Here is a 24,914-nt window from a genome sequence, read left to right as displayed (position 1 = left end):
TGCCGATCTTGGACGACCTGCAGGAGGTCGATGCGCTGGTTGGCGGTGAGCACGGCCAGGCCTCAGTCGTCGAGGATCAGCAAGTCGACCGGCCGAGCGTCTTCAGCAGGCGAGCGTGCCAGCAATCGCCGCGGGCGAGCGCCAGGACTACGAAGAGGCGCAGGCCGCGCTGGTCGGAGTGGCCATCAGGGATAGGTCCTATGGCCGAGCGCGAAGACGCAGAAATTCGTCGCAGATCCTAGAGCAAATGTCGAATTTCGGCGTATCCGCGCGTCTGAATGCATCAACCGATACTAGAACACTCTCTACATTTAGATTGGCTGACCTTCGAAGGCGAAGGCGGCTAAGTAGCGGCGCGGAAAGTTTATACCGGAACGAATGATGAAAGAAGACTTGATCCCCTTGGGCGAGAAACTTTCTAGGCACGCCCAAACGCAGCCCAATGCTCCTGCGGTCAGTTGCGGCGAAGTTACGCTCACCTACGCGCAGCTCGATGCGCGGGTCAATCGCATTGCGCGAGCGCTTGAACATCTGGGCGTTAATATCGGTGACCGAGTAACCATCGGGCTACCGAACGGGGTTGAATTCATTCAGGCGTGCTGGGCCCTGTGGAAACTCGGGGCGACGCCGCAACCGGTGTCCTTCCGACTCACCAATGTCGAGTTGCAGGCGATTGTCGACTTGGCCGACCCGCGGCTGGTGATTGCTCTTCCGGGCATGGAGGCGAGTCGGCGAAGGGTTACTGTCGAAGACCTTCTCGCACTATGCGACGACGAATCGCCGATGGCAGCGCGGGTGTCCCCGTGCGCAAAGGCTATGACTTCCGGTGGCTCGACCGGGAGACCGAAGCTCATAGTGAGTAATTTCCCCGGAGTGACGTCCGCGGACGGCACTGAAAGGCGGTTGTTGCCGGACGATCAATGGCGCATAGGAGCCGGAGAGACGATGGTGGTGCCCGGACCTCTCTATCATGGTGGACCCTTTACGTCTTCCCAGGAAGGACTGGTCAAGGGGGCTCATGTCGTGCTGATGCCTCGATTCGACGCCGAACTCGTGCTCGCCGAGATCCGGCGTCGGAGGGCAACGTGGTTATATCTTGTTCCGACGATGATGAACCGCATCTGGCGGCTGCCGAAAGACGTACGAGCTCAATACGACATCTCTTCATTAAAAACACTCTGGCACTTAGCTGCACCTTGCCCGCCGTGGCTGAAGGAAGCTTTCATCCGCTGGTTGGGGCCTGACGTGATTCTGGAGTGCTATGGTGGCAGCGAGACTCAAGTCTGGACAAAGATCACGGGAAGCGAATGGCTCGAGCATCGGGGTTCGGTCGGCCGTGTACTCGGTGGGGAGATCATTGCGGTCGGCCCTGACGGGAACGAATTGCCGCGCGGTGCAGTCGGTGAAATCTACATGCGCGGACCGGTGGGCTCCCCTCCACGCTACACGGTCGTAGGCGCGCCGCCGCCTGCCAGTCTGCCGGGCGGCTGGGAAACCCTCGGTGACATTGGCTATTTCGATGCTGACGGATACCTTTACCTCGTCGACAGACGCGCCGACATGATTCTGGTGGGCGGCGCTAACGTATATCCGGCTGAAGTCGAAGCTGCGATCGACGAGCACCCGCTCGTGCTGTCGAGCGCCGTGGTGGGGTTGCCCGACGAGGACATGGGCTCAACCGTTCACGCGATCGTTCAGGCTCGCCCAGGACTGACCGCGGACACGTTGCTAGTGCACCTCGAGCACCGGCTGGTGGGCTACAAACGCCCGCGCACCTTCGAGTTCGTTGACGAGCCGCTGCGCGATGACGCGGGGAAGGTTCGCCGGACCAGACTGCGTGATGAACGAATTGCCCGAACGAAGCTGGCTGCTAGCCAAGGCTAGGCGGGTTCGATGGGCCCGCAGTGTTCTGAGGGTAAGATTCATCTGTATTTCGATCTGTCGGGGCGTGTCGAAGCGATCGCCGGTGATCATGGAATGGGGCACGAGACGTGCACTTGGCGCAGGAGGAAATCGCGCAGTTTCTCAGCGCCGCCGGGAGCGCTTCAACTAGGAAGTGAGATGGAGCGGGAGCAAGTGATCCACATCGAGCGCGGACGCCCGGTGATCCGCAGCCGCGAAGTTCCGATGCGAATCGTGGAGACCGCCGAATGAGCCACTTCGACAATTTCGTCGGCACGCGACCCGTTGCCGAGCAGCACCGCTTCGACGTCGAGGCCCTCTCGGCGTGGCTGCACGCCAACATTGAGGGCTTCCAAGGCCCGCTCACGGTGGAAATGTTCAAGGGCGGGCAGTCCAATCCGACGTACAAGTTGAACACTCGGTCGCGCAGCTTCGTGATGCGCGCCAAGCCCGGGCCTATGGCCAAGCTGTTGCCATCAGCGCACGCCATCGAGCGCGAGTTCGCGGTGATGAGTGGGCTGGTGGGGACCGAGGTCCCCGTGCCGCGCATGTACGCTCTGTGCGAGGACGAGGCAGTCATCGGCCGCGCATTCTACATCATGGAGTATATGCAGGGCCGCGTGCTATGGGACCAGTCGCTGCCCGACGCCACGCCTTCTCAACGCGGCGAGATCTACGACGAGATGAACCGCGTGATTGCGGCGCTGCACACGGTCAGGTTTGCCGAGCGCGGTCTGGCGAACTACGGCAAGCCCGGCAATTACTTCGAGCGTCAGATCGGCCGCTGGACCAAGCAGTACAAGATGTCCGCCGACGGCGCGGGCCCAATGTCGCAGCCGATCCGCGAGATGGAGCGCCTCGTCGAATGGCTGCCCACGCACATCCCCGCTGCGGCGCGTGATGAAAGCAAGGTGTCGATCGTCCATGGCGACTTCCGCCTGGATAACCTGATGTTCCACGCCACCGAGCCGCGGGCCATTGCCGTGCTCGACTGGGAGCTGTCCACGGTGGGCCACCCTCTCGCGGACTTCAGCTATCACTGCATGGCCTGGCACATTCCACACGGCTCGTTTGGCAGCATCGGCGACCTGGATTTGTCCGGGCTCGGCATCCCGCGCGAAGAAAACTACATTCGCCGTTACTGCGAGCGCACGAAGCTTGCGACACCTGATGAGCTCAAGGCGGACTGGAATTTCTATATGGCGTTCAACCTCTTCCGGGTGGCGGCGATCCTGCAAGGCATCGCCAAGCGCGCCGAGGCAGGCATCGCTTCGAGCGCACAGGCGGCCTCTTCGGGCGCCAGCGCGCGACCCCTGGCTCAGATGGCCTGGCGATTCGCCGAAAGAACCTGAACCGGTTATTCCCAAGGAGAGCACGATGGATTTCGATTACTCCCCCAGGACAAAAGAACTGCAGGCCAGGCTCCTGAAGTTCATGGACGACCACATCTACCCGAACGAGAAGGCCATCAACGACGAACTCGAAACCAACACGAAGACGGGCAAGCGCTAGAGCGCGTTCGAGAGATCCAAGCCGAAGGCGCGCGATGCCGGCCTCTGGAACCTGTTCCTGCGGCTCGAACCAACGTTCGATCGTATAGCCCCGCTCAGGGGAAAGTACGCCCAAACAGTTATCATCATAAGGACGATATCGACTCATGCGGAAACTTTTGATCGCCAACCGCGGCGAGATCGCCATTCGCATAGCGCACACGGCCGCCGATCTCGGCATCGCCAGCGTCGGCGTGTTCGCGAATGATGATGCAGATTCGCTGCATGTGAAGGTGGTGGATGAAGCCCGCAGTCTGGGCTCCGACGGGGTCGCCGCCTATTTGAATATTGAACAAATTCTCAAAGTCGCCGCCGAAACGAATTGCGAGGCTGTCCACCCTGGGTACGGATTCCTGAGTGAAAGCGCCGAGTTCGCGCGATCGTGTGAGCGGGCTGGTTTGATCTTCGTGGGGCCCACACCCGAAACTCTCGATTTGTTCGGCGATAAGGCGGCCGCGCGTCGCGCAGCTAAGGCGTGTGGAGTGCCGCTGCTGCCTGGGCTTGATCACGCGATCACCTTGGATGAGGCCGATCGCTTTCTCCGTGGTCTCGGGAAGGGTCGCGCCGCCATGCTGAAGGCGATCGCCGGCGGCGGCGGACGAGGCATGCGGCCGGTAGAACGGGTCGAGGATCTGCCCGAAGCTTTTCAGCGCTGCGCCTCAGAAGCGTTGTCCGCGTTTGGTTCGCCGGATTTATACATTGAAGAGCTCTTTCCCAGAGCGCGCCACATTGAGGTGCAGATATTGGGGGACGGCCAAGGCGGAGTTCAGCACCTGTGGGATCGGGAGTGCAGTCTTCAACGGCGCCGCCAGAAGCTCATCGAGATAGCGCCCGCTTTTGGTCTCGATGACAATCTCCGCGGTGAGATTTTGGATGCGGCGGTGCGGCTTGCAAAGCATGCCAACTACCGCGGCCTGTGCACCATGGAGTTCCTGATCGACGCGAGCTCGACCGATGCGAAGGGCTTCGTGTTCATGGAGGCGAACCCGCGGATACAGGTCGAACATACCGTCACTGAAGAGATTTCAGGATTGGACCTCGTGGCGGCCCAGTTGCAGGTTGCAGCCGGTGCAAGCCTGATTGACCTCGGGCTGTCTGCAAACTCGCTGTCGCCCAAAGGGGTCGCCGTCCAGCTCCGCGTCAACATGGAGCGGATGGCGTCCGACGGCTCAAGTCGGCCGACCGGAGGCGTGATCGAGGTCTACGAACCGCCGAGCGGCGCCGGAGTCCGCATCGACGGATTTGGTTATGCTGGGTACGCGACCAGCCCGCGATACGACAGCTTGCTGGCGAAGGTGATCGTCCACGGTCCCACTCTCGAGGCCTCAGTTGCACGCGCCCGGCGGGCCCTAAGTGAATTCCGAATTGAAGGCGTTGAGGTCAACATTTCCTTTCTGCAGGCTCTCCTTAAGAGCAATGCACTTGATAAACGCAAAATACATACACGTTATATCGATGATCACATTGCGGAATTGTTGGCTTCGCCTCCGGACCCACAACGATATTTTTCTGATGCGGACAACGATTTGAACGTCGCTGGCGCCCTCGTCGATCCCGACGATCCGCTCGCTGTATTGTCGCTTCGTCGGGAACCCCGGGCGCAACAGAACGGCCCCGCTGCGAAAATATCGGGGCCGCCGGGGGCGGTCGTAGTTGGCGCGCCCATGCAGGGCACCGTCTCCACGGTGCAGGTCGAGGTTGGTCAATCCGTGCGCGCCGGACAGCCAATGCTCATCATCGAAGCTTTGAAGATGGAGCACGCGATTCCCTCGCCCGCTAGTGGCGTAGTGGTTGGCATCCCTGCGCGCTCGGGAGTCGCCATACTGGAAGGGACGCCCCTTGTCTTTATCGAACCCGCTTCGGTGGGGGATAGCGAGGCCACGGAGGAAGTCGCCGAGGATCTTGACTTCATCAGGCACGATCTCGCATTGGTGAAGCACGTTCACGCGCTGACGGGTGACGAAGCGCGGGCGGCCGCGCGCGCAAAGCGCCACGCTAAAGGAAAGCGAACCGCTCGGGAGAATATCGACGACCTCTGCGATGAAGAGACGTTCCTAGAGTATGGCCCGCTCGTGGTTCCTTCTCGACAACACGGAGAAACCCAAGAAGACCTAGAGGCCAAGCTGTCCAAGGCGCCCGCAGATGGGTTAGTCATGGGGATCGGTCGAGTGAATGGCGATCTCTTTGGTGCGGATCGATCGCGCTGTGCCATTTTGTCCTATGACTATTCTGTCGTCGCTGGCACCCAAGGCAACAAAGGGCACGACAAGACGGATCGGATGCTAGAGATGGCGCGGGATACCATGTTGCCCGTCGTCTTCTTCACCGAGGGCGGAGGTGGGCGCCCGGGCGTTTATCCCGGAGAGCCTCCGCCGCCGCCCACGACGACGGGCGGGTTGAAGTTCGCGACCTTTCGGTACATGGCACGCTTGTCAGGACTGGTCCCCGTCGTCGGCATTGTGTCCGGGAACTGCTTTGCGGGCAACGCCATTGTGCTGGCGCTTTGCGACGTCATCATCGCCACCCGCGATACAAAGATGGGGATCGGCGGCCCTGCGTTGATCGAAGGCGGCGGGCTTGGTCGCTTCACGCCCGAAGAAGTCGGCGCGGTCCGGATCCAAGAACCGAACGGAGTTATCGACATCCTCGTTGAGGACGAAGCCGAGGCGGTCAAAGTCGCCAAGCGTTATCTATCTTATTTCCAGGGGCGGCTGAAAGACTGGAGGGAGCCGGACCAGCGAAGCCTACGGCACGCGATACCCGAAAATCGACGCGCGCCTTACGATGTCCGAAAGATCATCGATACCCTGGCCGATGAAGACTCGATGCTTGAGCTGCGGCCTCGCTTCGGATTGGCCATGGTGACGGCGTTGATCAGAGTCGAAGGTCGCCCGCTCGGGGTCATCGCCAACAACTGCATGTCCCCGACTGGTGGTGCGGTGGATTCGGACGCGGCCGACAAGGCCGCCCGCTTCATGCAGCTGTGCGACGCCTTTGATATCCCGCTCCTCACCTTGCTCGACGTTCCAGGGAACATGGTGGGCCCTGAGGCCGAAAAAACAGCAACGCTTCGACATTGCGGTCGACTGTACATGGCCGGCAGCAACCTTTCGGTTCCAGTTTTCTCAGTGGTTTTGCGCAAGGCCTACGGTCTCGGCGCCTTGGCCATGACAGGGGGCGGCTTGCAATTTCCACAATTCGTTGTTTCCTGGCCGACCGGGGAATTCGCTGATATGGGCCTGGAAGGCCGGGTCAAGCTCGGCCGACGCGCCGAACTTGCTGCAATCGAGGACGTCGCAGCGCGCAAGGCGCGCTATGAGGAGCTGCTGGGGCAGGCCTACGACTGGGCTCGCGCCATCAATGGAGCGTCAGTTTTCGAATTTGACGACTTGATTGATCCTGCTGATACGCGCCGGTGGATCGCCGCTGGCCTTGAATGCACCCCCGACGTGCCGCTGCGTACGGGCAAGAAGCGAGCCTTCATCGACACGTGGTGAGGGCCGTTCGCCGCGTTTGTCGCGGCAGCAGAGCGATCGGAGCTTTGCTCCTTAAATCGTCTTGAGGTGTGCGCGCCGGAGCTGGCCCAAGCGGGTGCCATAGCTGAGGCCGGTAATCGGGGCTGTACAGCCCCTTTCAACGGGCATTAGCCGGTGTTGTTTTCCGGCGCTCGGCGAGCGTCCGGCGTCCAGAGCGGACAGGTCTACCACGTCATCGCCGAGGCCGGCTTCTTGAACCGTACCCGCGGGTGAGGCCTTCAATTACCCACACGTTCGGTGGCAAAGCTTTTGCGCAGGGCGATGTTGATCAGACGTTTGAGCCTGCGCCACATCACGGTGTTGCCGGGCGGCGGATCGCTCTTGCCATTGAAATAGTCACCGAGCGGACGCAGCGCCATTCTGGCACGCTGCAGGAGCTCCTGATATCGCCCGGAAAACCAGCAGACTGTGAGGATGCTATTCGGCTCAATAGAACAACCATCGAGGAAAATTTGGCGTGAACCCGAAGAATGAGAGGATAATCAGCGTCGAAGTCTCAGTAGAGTGACGGCTCAGAATACCTCAGCTTACAGGCGATCTGCCGCGTTGGGGCGCGCACTCTTTATTCAGAGGCACTCATGACCATGAACGCCGAGCGGCCGGAAACCGGCTTTGCCCTCAACCCGCAGGACGAGCTCAACGACCTGCGGATGTCCGACAAGGCGCTGCCGCTCTACAACAAGGTCAAGCACTTTATTCGCGACGTGGGCGAGCCGGCGGATGCGGAGTTCCACCGCCTCGGCGAGGGCCGACCCGACATCTGGCAGTTCGCGCCTGGCCAACTCGAGGTGCTCGAAGCCGCCAAGGACAAGGCCAAGGTTCAGGGGCTGTGGAACTTCTTCCTGCCGAACGCTGAGACCGGGGAGGGCCTGTCCAACCTCGACTACACCTACATCGCCATCGAGCTCGGCAAGAATCGGCTGACGTCGGAGATCATGAACTGCGCCGCGCCAGACACCGGCAACATGGAGGTGCTGGAGCGAGTGGGCACGCCGGAGCAGAAAGAGCAGTGGCTGAAGCCGCTGCTCGAGGGGAAGATCCGCTCGGCCTACTGCATGACCGAGCTGAACACCGCCTCTTCCGACGCCAAGAACATCGACACCCGCGCGGTCCGCGTCGGGGACGAGTACATCATCACCGGCGAGAAGCACTACATCTCCGGCGCCGGCGACCCACGCTGCAAGGTGATGATCACCATGGTGTGCACCGGCGAGGAGAATGCCCCACCGCATCTGCGCCAGTCTCAGATCCTCGTGCCGCTGCCCTGCGAGGGCGTCGAGATCGTGCAGGGCCAGCAGGTATTCGGCGATCCCCACGCGCCGCACGGCCACATGCACATCCGCTTCAACAACGCCCGCGTGCCGGCGTCGAACATGCTGCTCGGCGAGGGACGTGGCTTTGAGATCAGCCAGCTGCGTCTCGGCCCGGGTCGCATCCACCACTGCATGCGCGCCATCGGGTTGGCGGAGAAGGCGCTTGACCTGATGGTCCAGCGGGGCATGAGCCGAATGGCGTTCGGCAAGCCGATCATCCAGCTCGGCGGCAATGTCGAGAAGGTCAGCCGGGCGCGTATCGAGATCGAGGCCATGCGCCTGATGGTGCTGAAGGCCGCCAAGGCGATGGATATGCTCGGCAACCGTGAGGCGCGGGTGTGGATCCACATGGTCAAGGCCATGGTCCCGGAGCGGGTGTGCCTGATCATCGATCAGGCGATCCAGATGCATGGCGCGCTGGGCCTGTCCCAGCATACGCCGCTGGCGCAGATGTACGCCTCGGCCCGCCATCTGCGCATCGCCGACGGCCCGGACGAGGTGCACCACATGGTGGTCGGCCGCAACGAGCTGCGGCAGCTCCGCGCCGAGGCCGACGCATCCTTGGCGGCGGTGTTCCGGAATTAGAGTCATGCTCGTGTTCCTATCTCCCGTTGCAAGCCCGTTCCATAAATGGCCGGGTGAGGCGGGCTGGCCTTTGGTGGCGAGGCGGCGTCGGTCGATTATGGAGCTCCTGACGGCGCCGTGTCTCTTGCAATACGCGCGTATCGAGAGAGTCCGGGCGGCGTTAGGCCGGGGCGAGCCTCTCCCACCGGCGCAGATTGAAGGCATAGCCGCCTTCAGCACCTGGGCGGCGGCCTTGGCGAAGCGGATGCAGGTCAGGCGGATGTAGTTCTTGAGCGTGACGAAAGTCGTCTCCACCGCGGCAGGACGGCGGCGGCTGACGAGGCGGCTGACGAGGCGGTTGTCGCGGCGTCCGCTCGGTGGAAAAATCGGCTGGCATGTAGAGTGTAATTTCTCAGGTCGAGTGAGCAGTAAGTATCGGCGCTGGCGAGGATGGAGCAAGTGCGTTCTGATTCTCATCGGTGGGTTGACCGAGATCGGCGAGCGGCTCGAGGCTGCGGTAGCGGTGCTGGAGCTGCCCCTCTTCGTTGGCTCCAGCACGGCGCCGGCGAGGCGGAGGGGCACCCATGCAGCAGCACTGGAAGCGGCGTGTCATCGGGCGCCGGGGCTAACGCCAGCGTTTTAGGGAAATATCGCGACGCGTCCCGATTGCGCAGAGCTGCCAGTGTAGCGCAAGCGGCTTGTTGCGAGATCAAGCACGGTGTCTTTAGCACGTGCCTTCAACTCTGCGGAAAACTGCGGCGCTCACGTCACATTTGCAGCATTCCGGCTTTGACCATTGGACATAATGTTGTGCGTTCAGACAGCAGAGCAGCGGCTTGCGATACTCAATTGTTCATGTGCTCCGAAATTCAAAAATTCGGATCGGTCCATACCCACTGGGGATCGGCGCGGCGCTCGCTATTCATCATGACAATATGCAGGGTCACCACAGGGACATCGCTGCACGTCACGTGCGCCTATCATAACGTGTTTCTAATTGCTTTTCATGGAGAGAACCATGCATGCTTGGCTGTGCGAGAACCCCACCGGTATTGACGCGTTGCAATGGAAAGAACTGCCCACGCCGCAGCCGAAGGCCGGAGAGGTCCTCATCGACATCAAGGCGGCGAGTCTGAACTTCCCTGACATACTGATCGTCCAGAACAAGTACCAATACAAGCCGTCGCCGCCTTTCGTTCCTGGCAGCGAATACGCTGGCACGGTGATGGCCGTTGGCGAAGGCGTTACTCACATCAAGCCGGGGCAGGACGTCGCGTGCCTTTCCGGCACCGGCGCGTTTGGCACACACACGATCGCGCCCGCCGCGCAGTGCATGCCGCTGCCTCCGAGCATGACGCACGTAGACGCGGCGGCGTTCATCATGACCTATGCCACATCCCACCACGCCCTGCTCGATCGCGGGCAACTGAAGGCCGGCGAGACGCTGCTCGTTCTCGGCGCGGCAGGCGGCGTGGGCACGGCGGCAATCCAGATCGGCAAGATTGCGGGTGCGCGCGTGATCGCCGCTGCCTCGACCGACGAGAAGTGCGAGCTGTGCAAGCAGCAAGGCGCGGACATCGCAATAAACTACTCGCAAGGCAACCTACGCGACGCGATCAAGGCGGCGACTGAAGGCAAGGGTCCCGACGTCATCTACGACCCCGTAGGCGGCGAACTGGCAGAGCCGGTATTCCGTTCGATTGCGTGGCGTGGGCGCTATCTCGTGATCGGCTTCGCCGCCGGCCCCATCCCTTCGCTGCCGCTCAATCTGGCGCTGCTCAAGGGCGCGTCCATCGTCGGCGTGTTCTGGGGTGCCTTCGCGAGCAAGGAGCCCCAGGCCAACCAAGCTATGATGGCCGAACTCGGCCGCTGGTACGTCGAAGGCAAGATCAAGCCGGTGATCGACCGGACGATGCCGATGGCCGAGCTCAAGGCCGCGTACGCGCACATGGGTTCGCGCGGCGTGAAAGGCAAGCTGGTCATGGTGAACTAACTAGCCTCTCGATTGGCTAATGCACAATCTTTCCAACGTCGTCAATTTGCTGGGAGAAGGGCAATACCGACACCGTGCTGGAACGGAACCTGAGGTGCTATCCAACAGCCGATGTTTGCCCGGCGTGCAACGTGCCTTGTGATCACGGGTACTTCGACTTACCGCCCGCGTGGCGGCCATGAAAGCGCATCCGCGCACCACCTTGCACAACTGTGTGTCTGCGCACTGGGAATGGAAAAGGTGTTCCTCGAATGACTGCGGTTCTGATCACAGGCGCGAGTCGAGGCATCGGCTTTGCGATCGCGCGCCAGTACGCTGCCGATGGTGCCGATGTGATTGGCTGTTGCCGCGAACCGGCGGTGGCCAATGCACTAAAGGACCTTGCGGTGGTGTCCGGCGGTCGCGCGCAGATCATGCAACTCGACGTGTCAGACGAGACCTCGATCGCGTGGCTTAAGCGCGCGCTAAACGAGCAACCCATCGACATCCTCATCAACAATGCGGGGATTCTCGGTCCTGAGATCCAGTCCGATGACGACATCGACGCCGAAGGTTGGATCACCACGCTGCGCGTCAACGCCCTTGCGCCGATACTCATCGCTCAGGCGCTACGCGACAACTTGAGGCGCAGCTCTGAGAAGAAGCTGGTGGCGATCAGCAGTGAAGCCGGTTCCACCAGCATGGACTGTTACCGTGGCAGCGCTCTTAGCCGCAATAGATACGCGTACCGAGCCTCGAAGGCGGCGCTCAATAACGGCATGCATCGGCTCGCACGCGACTGGGCGAGCGACGGGGTGCTGGTGGGAATACTGAATCCGGGCTTTGTGCGGACTCATGGCCGGCGCACGCGCCGCCGCCTCTTCCGTCTCAATCTCCCCGGAAGACAGCGCGCGCGGCATCATCCGAAGGATCGCCGAGCTAACGTCAGATACCAGTGGCGCTTTCCAAGACTACCGCGGTGAGTCTCTGCCCTGGTAATGCTATCCGTTCTAGTCTCAGCGATTGGAGCGCAAGATCGTCCCGGGGAGCGATTTCGTCGAGACGTCGCATTAGAAGCATTAGTGCATTCCGATCCGGACTTCTCGACTTCGGGTCGGATTGTCTCCGCGGCGATAATGGGCGACTGCGTGACCTCGAAGGCGACTTCATAAGGGCGTACTATTGGAGCTCGCGGCCATGGGACGGATAGCCGTATCGCGCATTCGAAAACTCAGTTGATCATGATCGGTGCACCAGTGGATAGATATTCAATGCTGCTAGCACCCTTACCTAGCGGGTTGCGCTAGCACAATCTGTGCAGCGGCGGAGCATCAATGTACATCGCCGTCCATGGCGCATCCGCGAGTCTCTCTCTACTGGGGAGTGGCCGGGGTTAGGTCAAGCGGCCGACCAGCGGTGCTGCGCACCTAGGCGCGCAACACGGTCTTGCCGTTCTTGATCACTGTCGCGCCGCGATCGACTACGCGAGCCTCGAACGAAATCGCGTTGCGGTTTTGCCAAAAATCGACAGTGATGACATCGCCGGGAAACACCGGTGCTGAGAAGCGCGCTTGGTGGCTCAGGATTCTTGTGGGATCGTAATCGCAGAACTCCTGCAGCACCGCCCGGCAGGTGATACCGAAGGTGCACAGGCCATGCAGGATCGGTCGCGGGAAGCCGGCTTGCTTGGCGACTTCGGGATCAGAATGAAGCGGATTGAAATCGCCGTTCAGCCGATAGAGCAGCGCTTGGTCCGGCCGGGTATCAAACTGGGCCGACAGGTCCGGCTTGCGTTCGGGCATAACGTGCGGCTCGGGTGCACCCTGTGACGGGCCGCCGAAGCCTCCGTCTCCGCGGGCGAATGTCGAGCCAGTGAGAGTGGCGACCTTCTCGCCCTTTTCGTCGGTCCACACGGTTTCGTCGACGACGACTGCGCCCCTCTCCTTGCCCTTATCGTATGCGCCGATCGTGCGGCTGGTGGCCGTGATCGTGCCTGAGGCCGGCAGCGGCTTGTGCAACTCGACTTTCTGCTCGCCATGGACCAGCATCAGGAGATTCAGTTCGCTGATCCGGAGGCCGGATCTCTGGTCCGCGGCGGGCCTGATGAACTGTCCCCTAGCCGATGCCAGCACCGTGGTAACTGTCGGCATAACCTTGAGAGTCTTCTCGTACACGAACGGCAGCTCACGCTCATTCATTGGATCGCCGCCCATGCCGATCCCCAGCGCGTACAGCATGATGTCCTTCTCATCATAGGTAAAGGTACGCGGTTCGGTCTTCTGCTCCAGGATGTCGGGAAAGTAGATTGGCATGGAATATCCTTCGGTTTTTGGCTCAGCCATGGGTAGTTAATCCCAGTGCCCTTAATCCGCCATCCGCTGTGGTTCTGGATTATCACATGGGGTGTGTCTTGTTAGCTGTCGGCCACCATTCAATCACAGCAGCGAAGACGGCCAATACGAGGTTTCTAGTCTGAACTTGGTGCCACTGCCTTACCGTCTGTATAAAGCAACCATTGATGCGGCTGATTCTAGTGGGGCCAAAACGACAGGGCTCAAATTGCGACGCTTTCCGGAGCAGGTCGTCCATTCTTCGCACAGCGTTCTCGGTGTTCATTCAGTACTCCGCGCCTTTCGCTCCGGTGGTCACCAGCCGTGAGGGCAATTCGGAAATATTGTCGTGGCATGCTGCAGCCGTGCTTCCGGCATCGCGGCTTGTTTTCAGGCCGCCGACTTCATGAGGATGCGATTAGGGACTGACACCTTCTCGATAGGGCAGTCGATGGCGTGTCCGAGGCGCGTCGTCAAAATCAGCGCGCTCAAGCGAGCCCTGCCAATCATCGTTATTTGGGCGCCTAACAGCTCCCCCTCAATTCGATAAGTGGTGACCAGAATACGATCGAAGCCGGCCAGCCAAGTGTCCAGCTCGCTCATTGCAGGCGCTCCTAGCTTCGGCATTGTCGAAGCTAGCCGTCTTGCCGCTCCGATTGGCCCCTTACTTTTGGTAGTTGCGCGGCATTCGTGCATGATTGTGAGGCCAACTGCAGTTTTCCCGCTTTAACGTGAGGCATGTCGATCGCTCCCGCCCGAGGTTTCGCATCCTCCTGATTGCGATCCGAAGTCGGCGCCCCGCGGCGCTGCGGACGCTGGCGCTAAGCCGCAGCGCTGCCTAACGCCGCGGATCATGCCGGCGATCACCCTTTGCCGCGGTTGCCACGCTAACAAAGCATTTATTTTCGGCGCATCCTCCAAACATTCTCCCCGTTTGATCCGGCTTCTACGATTTGGAGTCTTGCATAACTTCAGGGTGCGTCTCTAGCAGACATATGCTCAAACCAGCATCTCCTGCCAGGCCCAAAAAGTGCGCGCTAAAGCGCGACGATCCGGCCGTTTTTGCCGCAAGACTGCATGGAGTCCCCAGAACTTAGCGGTTTTATCCACGGGGCTACCGTTAGTTTTGTCGTTGTTGGGTGCTGATGCACCAGAAGAAGTGCGACCACGTCGATATTGGAACTGGAGAATGCCTGAAGGACATCTGACCTTGAGCGAAGGGGTGCTAGTCTTGGAGAAGTCCAGCACCCAGCGCGCCTTTGGTGCTGACATTCCTTCAATGCATAGTGGTGCTTCGCTGCCCTGCGTCCGCAGTCTGCTCTGGGGCGACATGATTTCGCTTCCGAAGATCGCGCAGGAATTGAGGGGGCGCGGAGCGCAGATCCGCAACACGCGAAAACTGTCGAATCTGCCCGGGAGCAGGGCAGCTAAGCGGGGAGGGCAAACAACGTGAGCAATCCTGAGAGGTTTCGTCAGGAGACGCGCGCTTGGCTCGATACGAACTGCCCGCCGGAGATGCGTCAGCCAGTTCGTTCCAAGGACGACGTCGTTTTGGGCGGACGGCGTGCCGTCTACAAGGACCCGGCCCAACAGCTCTGGTTGGACCGCATGGCTGAGAAGGGCTGGACGGCGCCGGAATGGCCCAGGTCTTACGGTGGCGGCGGGCTTTCTCCCGAGGAGGCAAAGATCCTACAAAGTGAGATGGGCCGGCTCGGCTGCCGCAATCCATTGAGTTCGTTCAGCCTATCTACACTGGGGCCGACGCTGCTCAAGTACGGCACCGAGGAGCAGAAGCGAGAGCACCTGCCGAGGATGGCTCGTGGTGAAATCTTCTGGTGCCAAGGCTATTCGGAGCCGGGTGCGGGCTCTGATCTTGCTTCACTGGCTACGCGCGCAGAGGACCACGGCGACCACTTCCTTGTGAACGGCCAGAAGATCTGGACCAGCGACGCTGATAAGGCCGACTGGATTTACTGCTTGGTGCGGACCGATACATCGAACAAACACAACGGCATCTCATTCCTGCTGTTCGATATGGAAACGCCCGGGGTCTCGGTCAAACCCATTAGGCTGATCTCCGGATACTCGCCATTCTGCGAGACGTTTTTCGACAACGTGAAGGTGCCGAAGAAGAACTTAGTTGGTGAATTAAACAAGGGCTGGGACGTCGCCAAATATCTGCTGAGCCACGAACGCGAGAGCCTTTCTGACTTAAGTGCCGGCCAGCTGTCGCTCGGCCAGATAGCCAAGCGCGCAGTCGGTACCGAAGCGGACGGTCGGCTGGACGATCCCGTTTTGCGGGCGCGCATCGCTCTCTTCGAGGTCCGTGCTCTGGCGTTTAGGGCCATGTCTGAGCGTTTTGTTGACGAATTAAAGCACGAGCGGGCGCCTCCCCACCAAGCTTCCGTCATGAAGTACTTAGGGACCGAGCTGAACAAGCAGCGTCATGAGCTGATGATGGACGCTGAAGGATCGGACGCGCTGGAGTGGGAGAGCGATCGATCTCGCGGCGGCGCCAACGCGCGTGCATGGCTCCGCACCAAAGCCAATTCCATCGAAGGCGGTACGTCGGAGGTGCAGCTCAACATCATCGCCAAGCGCATCCTTCAGCTACCCGGAGCCTGACATCTTGCCTCTCTGCCACACCGAAGATCAGACGATGCTCGCCGACACCGTGCGGCCGTTCCTTGCGGAGCAAGCGCCGGTTCGCCACATGCGCGCACTGCGGGATGCTGGCGATAGGACCGGCTTCTCGCCCGACCTCTGGAAGCGTTTCGCTGAACTCGGCCTTAACGGCGTCCTGATGGACGAAGCAGACGGCGGCTTAGGACTGGGCCACGTCGAGGCCGGAATCGTGCTGGAGGAGATTGGCCGCAACCTGACGCCTTCTCCGTTCCTCGCGACGGCGGTAGGTGCGGTCACGATGCTGCGGGGTGGCTCGACGGCCCAGCGGCAAGCCTGGTTGCCGCGGATTCTGGCCGGCGAGGCGGTAGGCGTGCTTGCCATTGATGAGACCCCCCGTCATCGGCCTGGCCGGATCGCGCTGCGGGCGCAGCGGGTCGGCAACGGCTTTCGTCTCATGGGAGAGAAGCGCTTCGTGACGCACGGTCACGTGGCCGACTTCCTGATCGTCGCGGCCCGGACCGCCGGCTCCTGCGAGGATGAGATGGGCGTAACGCTCTTCCTGATTGAAAGCCACGTAGCTAATCTCACGGTCGAGGCTGAACGGCTCACCGATTCGAGCTTGGCCGCGCGTTTGAAGTTCGATGGCGTGGAGGTCCTTAAGGAGGCAGTCGTCGGCGAAGTGGACCGCGGGTTTGACGGCCTGACAAAGACGCTCAGCGCGCTACGCACGGGCGCCTCAGCTGAGATGGTGGGAGTAGGCTCGGGCGCTCTCGACATGACCATAGGCTATCTCAAGCAGCGGAAGCAGTTTGGTCGCCTGATCGGCTCGTTCCAGGCACTGCAGCATCGTGCCGCCCATCTCTACGCGGAGATGGAGGTGGCCCGTGCCGCCGTGCTCAAGGCCCAAGAGCTTCTCGACTGCGGCGATGCCGGCGCCGAGCAGTCCGTTATGGTAGCCAAAGCGATGACTGGCATGGCTAGCGCGCTCGCTGTTCAAGAAGGCATTCAGATGCACGGCGGCATTGGTATGACCGACGAGTATGATATCGGCTTCTACATGAAACGACAGCGAGTGCTGAGCGAGCTGTTCGGCGACGCCGACTATCATGCGGACCACCTGGCGCGGCTTGCGGGGTACTAAGGCCCGAAGATGGTCGCCTCCTGCGCTTCCAAGGCAGACTGATCGAGGATCCGTTCAGATCGTTGCCGTTAGACCCCTCCGTCAGGCGCCTTTCCAAACCCGCTGCGCCGCTTCTCGAATGTGGGCTGAATCCGCTTCAAGCGCACGGAAACGAGTCCGACAAACTTGTCGCTCAGTCAGCGAGCAACGCAGCGCCGATATTGGCATTTAACATGCCTGTAGGACCGTTGGATGAAAGACCGCGATTACCTACGACCGGACCTTGCGGGCGTTTCCGCGAGGCCGATGCTGTTCGCCAAAGGAGAGAGCGGACAGCCCTCATTCATTCATCATCAGTATTCCACGTCTGCCTAAAGCTTCAGAATTCTCTAGTTCGGTGCAGAATTTTAGCCATCTGGGGGGGGCAGATTGATGGAAATCGGCTCTGTCAACCGGATAGATATTTTTGCGAAAGACAGAAGCCTTTTTGTCGACCACAAGGTTGCAAGGCAAAAATGCAGGTGGGAACCAGTGCATCAACCGCAGGCGCCTCATGGAGGCGTATCCTTGCGCGCGCAGGCCCCTGCAACCCGCAAAAAACAAGATCGTGGTTTGACCGTGCGGAGATGCTGCTCTATTGGGAGCGCCAGGACGCACGGCGGAGGGAACAGGGGCGATGCCAGGCACAAACAACGCCTTTGTGGAGTTTTCCGGCGTTCAGAAAACCTATGATGGCGAAACGCTGGTCGTTAAGAACCTCAACTTGGACATTGCCAAGGGCGAGTTTTTGACGATGTTGGGGCCTTCGGGCTCAGGCAAAACGACAACCCTCATGATGCTCGCCGGTTTCGAGGCGCCTACACAAGGCTCCATCCTGCTGGCGGGGCGATCTATCGAGAAAATGCCGCCGCACAAGCGTGACATCGGCATGGTGTTTCAGAATTACGCGCTTTTTCCGCATATGACTGTGGAAGAGAACCTCGCGTTCCCGCTCAAGGTGCGCAAGCTGGGCAAGCCTGAGACCGAGGTCAGGATCAAGCGGGCGCTCGACATGGTTCGTCTTGGCGCCTATGGCTGGCGCCGGCCGGGCCAACTTTCCGGAGGCCAGCAGCAACGTGTCGCGCTAGCCCGCGCGCTCGTCTTCGATCCCAGGCTCGTGCTGATGGACGAGCCGCTGGGCGCGTTGGACAAGCAGCTACGCGAGCAGATGCAGCTCGAGATCAAGCATATCCACGAACATCTCGGCGTCACCGTCGTCTATGTGACGCATGATCAGAGTGAGGCGTTGACCATGTCCGACCGCATAGCGGTGTTCAACGACGGGGTCATCCAGCAGCTAGCCGCGCCGGCCGAGCTCTACGAGCGGCCGCAAAACGCGTTCGTCGCACAGTTCATTGGCGAGAACAACCGGCTGCGGGGGACAGTCGTCGCGATGAACGGCACGACCTGTAAGGTGGAGTTGCCGAGCGCCGGCAACGTGCAGGCGCTAGCCATCAACGTCGAGGCGGTCGGTCGGCCAACCGTGCTGTCGTTGCGACCGGAGCGGGTGAAGCTCAATCCGGCGCCGGGCTCGCTGCCCAATGTTTTTACCGCGCGGATTACGGAGCTGATTTATTTGGGCGATCACGTGCGCACCCGCGTCTCGGTGTGCGGCCATGATGATTTTGTCGTCAAGCTGCCGAATTCGGAAGACCTGGCGCAGTTCGAGCCTGGCGCGGAAATCACCATAGGCTGGAAAACCGAGGATTGTCGGGCGCTCGACGCGCCCTGAGGACGACCTACTTTGCCGCGAGCAAGGCAGGCTGCGGGTTCGGCGACACCTTCACGGTGACATAGGGGAAAGGGAGATGATGAGAAAGTCATTGGGAGCGGCAAGTGCCTTGGCCATAACCACGGCGAGTGCGCTGATGCTTGCAAGTCCAGCACTCGCTGGCGATCAGCTGACGATCACCGCTGGCGGCGGCGCCCTCCAGATGAGCGAACGCAAGGCCCAATTCGAGCCTTTCTCGAAGGCGACCGGGATCAAAATCACCGAAGATGAGTACACAACTACGACACCGCTAAAATCCGCGCCATGGTCGAATCCAAGACCGTAAGCTGGGACGTAGTCGACGTCGGTCAATCGGCGGCCATAAGGCTGTGCGACGAAGGCATCCTCGAAACCGTCGATTGGAAGAAGCTGGGCCTTGACCGGGCCAAGTTCATGGCCGCCGATAAATATGACTGTGGGGTGCCCAGTCACGTGTCCGCCACGGTGATCGCCTATGACAAGGACAAGCTGGGGAACGGTCCGAAGACCATCGCCGACCTCTTCGACCTCCAAAAACTCCCTGGCAAGCGCGGGCTGCTCAAGGATCCATACGCTAACCTCGAATGGGCGCTGATCGCCGACGGCGTCGACATCAAGGACGTCTATAAGCTGCTCAATACGCCCGAAGGCGTCGACCGTGCCTTCAAAAAGCTTGACACAATCAAGAAGGACGTCGTCTGGTGGACGAGCGGTGCCCAGCCGCCGCAGCTACTGGCCGACGGCCAAGTCATCATGACCGCCGCCTATAACGGCCGGATCTACGATACCGTCAAGAACTCCGGAAAACATTTCGAGATCATGTGGGATGCTGCGGTCATCGGCTTCAATTTGTGGGCCATTCCCAAAGGCGATCCGCGACTAGATAACGCCTACAAGTTTATCGCCTTCGCCGCCTCGGCCCAGGCCCAAGCTGACCTGACGAAGTACATCGCTTATGGCCCCGGCAACAGGGACGCGATGGCCCTTGTCGATCCGATGATCCTGCCCCAGCTCCCGACCGCGCCGGACCACATGGGTATAGAGGCCGACGCCGCATTCTGGGCGGACAAGGGCAACGATCTGCGCCAGCGCTTTACCGCCTGGCTTGCAAAATAACACCGACGAAGAGATGTCGGGGGGCGAGTCTGTTCCCCTCGCCCGTCTCCAAAGGACGAGCCGAGAGAGGAGTCGATGGCGACAATGACCGCCCAAATCGCCCGCAGGCCCGCTGACGTTCCGCTGCGGGTCAAACTGATGCGAGTCGAGCGCCGCCGTAAGCTGAAAGCCTTCACCCTCGTCCTGCCTCTCCTCCTCTTCATTCTGATCACCTTCGTCCTGCCGATCTGCAGGATGATGTTCAACGCGGTCCATGACGATACACTGCTGGCGCTAATGCCGCGCACCATGGGAGCGCTGAGCGCCTGGGACGGAAAGGGGCTTCCCGACGAGGTCGTGTACGCTGCTCTGGTGAGCGACCTCAAAGTGTCCTGGGCAGAGAAGACTGCGCCGCAGATCGGCGAGCGGATGAACCATGAGCTGCCCGGCGCCCGCAGCCAAGTAACATCGAGCGCTCGCAAAGCGAGCACGCTTACCACCGGCCCCTACAAGGCGGAGATGATTAAGATGAGTCCGCTCTGGGGGCAACACGACGTCTGGAGTCTGCTCAAGCGCGGACGCTCGGCCTATACGGCTTTTTACCTGCTGCGTTCGGTCGATTATCAATATGGCTCCGACAGCCAGATCGTCGCCTCTCCACCCGAGAACGCGATTTTCCGCGACGTCTTCTTGCGCACGATCGGCATCAGCATCAGCGTGACCATCTTAACCGTGCTGCTGGGCTTTCCAGTGGCCTATCTCCTGGCGACATTGCCGACGAAGTCTAGCAATCTATTGATGATCATGGTCGTGCTGCCGTTCTGGACCTCTCTATTGGTGCGCACCACTGCCGGGGTCGTGCTCCTGCAGCAACACGGCGTCGTCAACGACGTGTTGGCGTCGCTGCATATCATATCGCAGCCAGCCGAGCTCATCTTCAACCGGATCGGCACCATGGTTGCCATGACGCACATCCAGCTCCCTTTTACACTGCTGCCGATCTATAGCGTGATGAAAACGATCTCACCAAACTTGGTCCGCGCTGCTCGTTCGCTCGGTGCCGGACCCTTCTACGCCTTTTGGCAGGTCTACTTCCCGCTCACTCTGCCGGGAATCGCGGCCGGTAGCCTTCTGACGTTCATTCTATGCCTCGGCTACTACATAACTCCAGCCCTCGTCGGGGGCCCGGCTGATCAAATGCTGAGCTATTTCGTTGCCCACTATATAAATGAGGAACTCAACTGGGGGATGGCTTCGGCTCTCGGCGCAATTCTGCTCATCGCCACGCTGCTACTCTACTATGTCTTCAACAAGCTGGTCGGCATCGACCAAGTCAAGATGGGGTGAGACCGATGGCAGCTTCCGCCTATACCACTCCGATTGAGAGGGGCTGGTTGTTTCTGCACCGGCTGATCTGCGCCGCTGTTCTACTGTTTCTGATCGCTCCAATCCTCGTGATCGTTCCACTGTCCTTCAACTCGGTACCCTTCTTCAGCTATCCAATGCCCGGGCTGTCCCTGCGCTGGTATCAGGAGTTCTTCCTGACCGGCCGGTGGCAGGGCGCTCTCCACAACTCGATCTTCGTCGCCGCTTCTGTCCACTATTTTGGGCACCCTAGCCGCTCTCGGCCTCAGCCGACCGAATTTCCCCTGTCGAACGGCCGTGATGGGCGTCCTGATCTCGCCCGTCGTCGTGTCGCTCGTAATCACGGCTGTTGGCGTGTATTTTTTCTATGCTGATGTCGGATTGCTTAACACTTATACCGCGCTGATACTGGCACACACGACGCTGGCTACACCCTTCGTCGTCATCACCGTCACCGCGACCCTGACGGGTTTCGATCACTCTCTGACCCGGGCAGCCGCTGGGCTCGGTGCGCCACCCCTCACCGTGTTCTTCAAGGTCACCCTGCCACTCATACTTCCCGGTATGATCTCCGGTGCATTCTTCGCCTTCAGCACCTCCTTCGATGAGGTGGTAGTCGCACTTTTCGTTTCGAGCGCCGAGCAGCGTACCTTGCCAAGGGTTATGTTTGCCGGGATTCGTGAGGAGATCAGTCCGACCATCACTGCCGCCGCGACGGTGCTAATCCTTTTCTCGATCACCATGCTCACCACTGTCGAGCTGCCGCGGCGGCGCTCGGAGCGACTGCGCGGCATCCGCAACGTCTGACGGTTGCAACCATATGTTGAGCCCCGCAGCCTTGAAGGAAGAGATGGCGCTTGTCGATCCGGTGATCCCGCCTAACCTAGACTCCACCGGAGAAGGTGGTCAAGGCTATGGAGTATGACGGTGCATTCTGGGCTGCCAAGGATAGCCGTTATAGATGATCACCTCTGTTGGGAGTATGAGCTCGCTACCAGCGCCGCGTCTTATCGCTTGATGTGGCATCGGGAAAAGAAAAGGGAAACGCCCCATGGATTACGCACTTCCAAACTTCTCCATCGACCTGAATGGCCAGACCGCGATCGTGACCGGAGCATCGGCGGGCCTCGGTGTGCGATTTGCCAAGACGCTCGCGCGATGTGGCGCCCGCGTGGCGCTGACGGCGCGGCGGTTCGATCGACTCGAGAGCGTCGCGGCGGAGATCAAAGCGGCCGGTGGCGACGCCGTACCGTTACAGCTCGACGTCACGGATGCGGATCAACTGACAAGGATTGTCGCTGACGCAGAGCGGCAGCTTGGTCCGATCACGATTCTCGTAAACAATGCGGGCGTCCCTGACGCCCAACGCGCAACGAAAATGTCGATTGACCTTATAGACCGCGTTCTCGATACGAACGTGCGAGCGCCGTACGTGCTGTCATGCGAGGTCGCGCGACGGTTGATTGCGGCAAAGCGTCCTGGCCGCATCGTCAACATCGCGTCCTCTTCGGCCTACTTCTATGGAGGAAACGGCGCCGCGCTCTATTCGATCAGCAAGGCCGCGGTGGTACGCATGACCGAAGCGCTTGCGGTCGAATGGGCAAAGTTCAACATCAATGTCAACGCGATCGCGCCGGGAGCGTTTTCGTCCGAGATGATCGAAGGCATGCTGCAGCGCGTGGGCGACATCACCCAAGGATTTCCGCGTCCACGCATCGGCGATCCGGCCCAGCTCGATAGCACCTTGCTGTTTCTGGTGTCCCCGTCATCGGATTTCGTGACCGGCACCTGCGTGCGCGTCGACGACGTTCAAACCGGCCGATAGGTGCCGAGCACTATGGTCGCCAAAGCATCGATTCCAAGTCTTGCATAATTGAGACGTAAAGAGTGGTGTTACGATCATCCTGCCAAAACAAGTAAGGCTGATGGATTCCGTTCGCTTTGCAAGAAGGTCTTCTATTGATCAACTCTTCCGGGTTGGAGACTGAGCTGGCCAATAGGCCCGTGTGCGACGTGACCTGACGCCCGACAAGCGTCGACGATACGCATGCTCTTGCGGGGTAAGTATCGATTCCGGATGAAACTGCACTCCATAGGTTGGCTGATAGCGATGGGACAGCGCCCATGATTTCGCTCTCCTGCCAACGTACCGCGACCTTCAGATGTTGGTCACACGACTGAGCGAGCTCGATAACCAGAGAATGGTAACGACCGACGCAAATTGGAGACGGAAGCCCTTCGAATACTCCTCGACCATCATGTGTTACGTGCGAGGAACGACGGTGCATAAGACGAACCGCGCGCGCCACGCGACCGCCGAATGAGCTCCCAATACACTGATGTCCGAGGCAGATGCCGAGCATGGGCACGGGACCGGAAAGGTCGTGGACGAAGGTGGTCGATCTTCCAGCCTCAACGGGAGTGCAGGGGCCAAGAGAGATGACCGGTGCGCTTGGCCTGAGGTCAACAAGGTCGTCGATGCTGATCCTGTCATTCCGGATTGCCTGCGTCGCTTGGCCAAGCTTCCGGAAATATCTGGCGATGTTGAAGATGAAGGAGTCGTCGTTGTCGATGATGACAATCAAAATGGCTCCTGTGTTTCAAAACGAAATGCGTCGAAGATGCGCTTCGCCTTTGCAAGAACCTCTTCGTACGTCCCATCGAAGCCAACAAAGCCGATTGCTCCGCAATAGATCCCTCGCGCCGCACGCTCAATGTCCGTGATAATTTCCATCGCTCGCACTTTCGGTGCACAGGTAATAGAGCCGCCAGGGAAGCAGGCGCGGAGTAGCGTAACGGCGTCTTCGTGTTCTGAAATTTCACCCGTGACGATCGACAAGCATAGGGTTCGAGTTTGCACAGCGCTGGAACTTCGATTGAATCGGGGGTGCAAGCGCGTGATAAATCATTACGCAAATGATCGACAATCATCGTGTTCTCTGCCCGATGCTTCTCAGACGCGATGAGAATGCCGGCGAGTCGCTGGTCCTCAATAAAATCAGCGGACCGTCCTATCGTGCCCTTAATGGAACGCGTTTCCACCCGTCGTTCGTGATGAAGCTTTAAAAGAAGCTCCGGCGAACTCGATGCAACCGCGAGGTTGCCATAGCGCAAGAGGGCTGCAAAAGGGGCTGGATTCAAGGATCGCAGTTGACGATAGAAGGCGAGCGGATCAAATGAGCTCGGCAGCTCGGCAGCTCGGCAGCTCGGCAGCTCGGCAGCTCGGCAGCTCGGCAGCTCGGCAGCTCGGCAGCTTGGCACTAAAGCGGCGCGCAGTGTTAACCTGGAAGACATCCCCTGCTAGAATGAAATCGTCGACGCGCTTTACTGCAGAGACATAGGCGTCTCGGCTGAAATTCGATTTCCATGCTCCGCCCTGACGGGGCAAAGATTCGGCAGCGGGTTTGAGTTCATAAGCAAAGCCGCAAACTCGTCGGCTCGACAGCGCGCACGTTCCTTTGGACGTGCGGGCTCTTGCTCCGGCCAACCAGTAGAAACGATCCAGCATCGCTTGTCGCGGTGATCGTAGCTGAGAGCCACGTCATAGAAATGCAGGATGGATTGAGGCAAATGCCAATAGGGGATCTTGGGCGCCGGCAATCGCTCCAGTGTTCTGTTCAGATCATAGGCAAAGTACCCGGCCGCTCCTCCCCCGAAACGTACGCATACGACGAAGGCCGCCTGATTGACGCGTACGCGCGGGCGTGGCGAGCCGTATGATAGCGTTGGATGAAGGTCAGGCGGCTTGCTGAT

16 protein-coding genes and 5 pseudogenes are annotated in these 24,914 nt (G+C 60.2%); 14 read left to right on the top strand and 7 right to left on the bottom strand.

All coding sequences use genetic code 11. The features are described 5' to 3' along the window. The first annotated feature begins 378 nt into the window (after nucleotides 1-378). The 4 genes from GGD63_RS38835 (at nucleotide 379) to GGD63_RS38825 (ending at nucleotide 6,949) form a co-directional block, all read left to right on the top strand. Nucleotides 379-1,884 carry an AMP-binding protein gene (locus GGD63_RS38835; RefSeq protein WP_246785825.1) on the top strand — a complete coding sequence of 502 codons (1,506 nt, stop codon included), beginning with the start codon at nucleotides 379-381 and terminating at the stop codon, nucleotides 1,882-1,884. A 266-nt stretch (nucleotides 1,885-2,150) separates the two neighbouring features. Then, the gene (locus GGD63_RS38830; protein ID WP_183250472.1) at nucleotides 2,151-3,254 is read left to right on the top strand and encodes a phosphotransferase; all 1,104 of its coding nucleotides are present in this window, start codon (nucleotides 2,151-2,153) and stop codon (nucleotides 3,252-3,254) included. Nucleotides 3,255-3,279: 25 nt separating this feature from the next. Next, entirely contained in the window at nucleotides 3,280-3,414 is a 135-nt protein-coding gene (locus GGD63_RS40720) for a hypothetical protein (RefSeq protein WP_283812028.1), read from the top strand. A gap of 145 nt (nucleotides 3,415-3,559) precedes the next feature. After that, a complete protein-coding gene (locus GGD63_RS38825) occupies nucleotides 3,560-6,949 on the top strand; it encodes a carboxyl transferase domain-containing protein (RefSeq protein ID WP_183250470.1) in 3,390 nt (1,129 codons plus the stop codon). Nucleotides 6,950-7,206: 257 nt separating this feature from the next. On the opposite strand, the gene GGD63_RS38820 is transcribed toward GGD63_RS38825, so the two are convergent. After that, nucleotides 7,207-7,347 carry a hypothetical protein gene (locus GGD63_RS38820; protein WP_183250468.1) on the bottom strand — a complete coding sequence of 47 codons (141 nt, stop codon included), beginning with the start codon at nucleotides 7,345-7,347 and terminating at the stop codon, nucleotides 7,207-7,209. Between the two features lie 219 nt (nucleotides 7,348-7,566). Here GGD63_RS38820 and GGD63_RS38815 point away from each other — a divergent pair, with 219 nt between their 5' ends. From GGD63_RS38815 to GGD63_RS38805, 3 genes are all read left to right on the top strand, one after another. After that, on the top strand, nucleotides 7,567-8,886 hold the full coding sequence (locus GGD63_RS38815; protein WP_183250466.1) for an acyl-CoA dehydrogenase family protein: 1,320 nt from the start codon (nucleotides 7,567-7,569) through the stop codon (nucleotides 8,884-8,886). A 997-nt stretch (nucleotides 8,887-9,883) separates the two neighbouring features. Next, nucleotides 9,884-10,858: an NADPH:quinone oxidoreductase family protein gene (locus GGD63_RS38810; RefSeq protein ID WP_183250465.1), complete on the top strand. Its 975-nt coding sequence runs from the start codon at nucleotides 9,884-9,886 to the stop codon at nucleotides 10,856-10,858. 251 nt (nucleotides 10,859-11,109) lie between these two features. After that, nucleotides 11,110-11,820, top strand: a complete 711-nt coding sequence (locus tag GGD63_RS38805; RefSeq protein WP_183250463.1) for an SDR family NAD(P)-dependent oxidoreductase — start codon at nucleotides 11,110-11,112, stop codon at nucleotides 11,818-11,820. Nucleotides 11,821-12,264: 444 nt separating this feature from the next. Here the strand turns inward: GGD63_RS38805 and GGD63_RS38800 are convergent, their stop codons facing one another. Beyond that, the gene (locus tag GGD63_RS38800) at nucleotides 12,265-13,149 is read right to left on the bottom strand and encodes a MaoC/PaaZ C-terminal domain-containing protein (RefSeq protein WP_183250478.1); all 885 of its coding nucleotides are present in this window, start codon (nucleotides 13,147-13,149) and stop codon (nucleotides 12,265-12,267) included. 408 nt (nucleotides 13,150-13,557) lie between these two features. Next, nucleotides 13,558-13,770, bottom strand: coding sequence for a hypothetical protein (locus GGD63_RS38795; protein WP_183250461.1), 213 nt, complete (start codon nucleotides 13,768-13,770; stop codon nucleotides 13,558-13,560). An 846-nt stretch (nucleotides 13,771-14,616) separates the two neighbouring features. On the opposite strand from GGD63_RS38795, the gene GGD63_RS38790 reads away from it, so the two are divergent. The 7 genes and pseudogenes from GGD63_RS38790 (at nucleotide 14,617) to GGD63_RS38760 (ending at nucleotide 22,986) form a co-directional block, all read left to right on the top strand. Then, nucleotides 14,617-15,792: an acyl-CoA dehydrogenase family protein gene (locus tag GGD63_RS38790; protein WP_183250459.1), complete on the top strand. Its 1,176-nt coding sequence runs from the start codon at nucleotides 14,617-14,619 to the stop codon at nucleotides 15,790-15,792. A gap of 4 nt (nucleotides 15,793-15,796) precedes the next feature. Beyond that, the gene (locus tag GGD63_RS38785) at nucleotides 15,797-16,933 is read left to right on the top strand and encodes an acyl-CoA dehydrogenase family protein (protein ID WP_183250457.1); all 1,137 of its coding nucleotides are present in this window, start codon (nucleotides 15,797-15,799) and stop codon (nucleotides 16,931-16,933) included. A 655-nt stretch (nucleotides 16,934-17,588) separates the two neighbouring features. Then, nucleotides 17,589-18,683 carry an ABC transporter ATP-binding protein gene (locus GGD63_RS38780; RefSeq protein ID WP_183250455.1) on the top strand — a complete coding sequence of 365 codons (1,095 nt, stop codon included), beginning with the start codon at nucleotides 17,589-17,591 and terminating at the stop codon, nucleotides 18,681-18,683. A 79-nt stretch (nucleotides 18,684-18,762) separates the two neighbouring features. Further along, nucleotides 18,763-19,817, top strand: a pseudogene (locus tag GGD63_RS38775) (ABC transporter substrate-binding protein). 75 nt (nucleotides 19,818-19,892) lie between these two features. Further along, nucleotides 19,893-21,143, top strand: coding sequence for an ABC transporter permease (locus GGD63_RS38770; protein ID WP_183250452.1), 1,251 nt, complete (start codon nucleotides 19,893-19,895; stop codon nucleotides 21,141-21,143). Between the two features lie 5 nt (nucleotides 21,144-21,148). Further along, nucleotides 21,149-21,968: pseudogene (locus GGD63_RS38765) on the top strand (ABC transporter permease). A 244-nt stretch (nucleotides 21,969-22,212) separates the two neighbouring features. Continuing rightward, nucleotides 22,213-22,986, top strand: coding sequence for an SDR family NAD(P)-dependent oxidoreductase (locus GGD63_RS38760; protein ID WP_183250450.1), 774 nt, complete (start codon nucleotides 22,213-22,215; stop codon nucleotides 22,984-22,986). A 138-nt stretch (nucleotides 22,987-23,124) separates the two neighbouring features. On the opposite strand, the pseudogene GGD63_RS38755 reads toward GGD63_RS38760, so the two are convergent. From GGD63_RS38755 to GGD63_RS40465, 4 genes and pseudogenes are all read right to left on the bottom strand, one after another. Continuing rightward, a pseudogene (locus GGD63_RS38755) lies at nucleotides 23,125-23,746 on the bottom strand (anthranilate synthase component II). Next, nucleotides 23,743-24,000 (bottom strand): chorismate-binding protein, encoded by a 258-nt coding sequence (locus tag GGD63_RS40715; RefSeq protein ID WP_283812027.1) that lies wholly within the window; start codon nucleotides 23,998-24,000, stop codon nucleotides 23,743-23,745. Before GGD63_RS40715 ends, GGD63_RS38755 begins: the two are co-directional and overlap by 4 nt. 59 nt (nucleotides 24,001-24,059) lie before the next feature. Further along, a pseudogene (locus GGD63_RS40710) lies at nucleotides 24,060-24,455 on the bottom strand (chorismate-binding protein); the annotation flags it as partial. Between the two features lie 30 nt (nucleotides 24,456-24,485). Further along, nucleotides 24,486-24,914, bottom strand: a pseudogene (locus GGD63_RS40465) (hypothetical protein); the annotation flags it as partial.

This window comes from Bradyrhizobium sp. cir1 (assembly GCF_014198245.1).
GTDB lineage: Bacteria > Pseudomonadota > Alphaproteobacteria > Rhizobiales > Xanthobacteraceae > Bradyrhizobium.
Note: the sequence above shows the minus strand (reverse complement) of the source record. Positions and strands in the feature narration are given on the sequence as shown.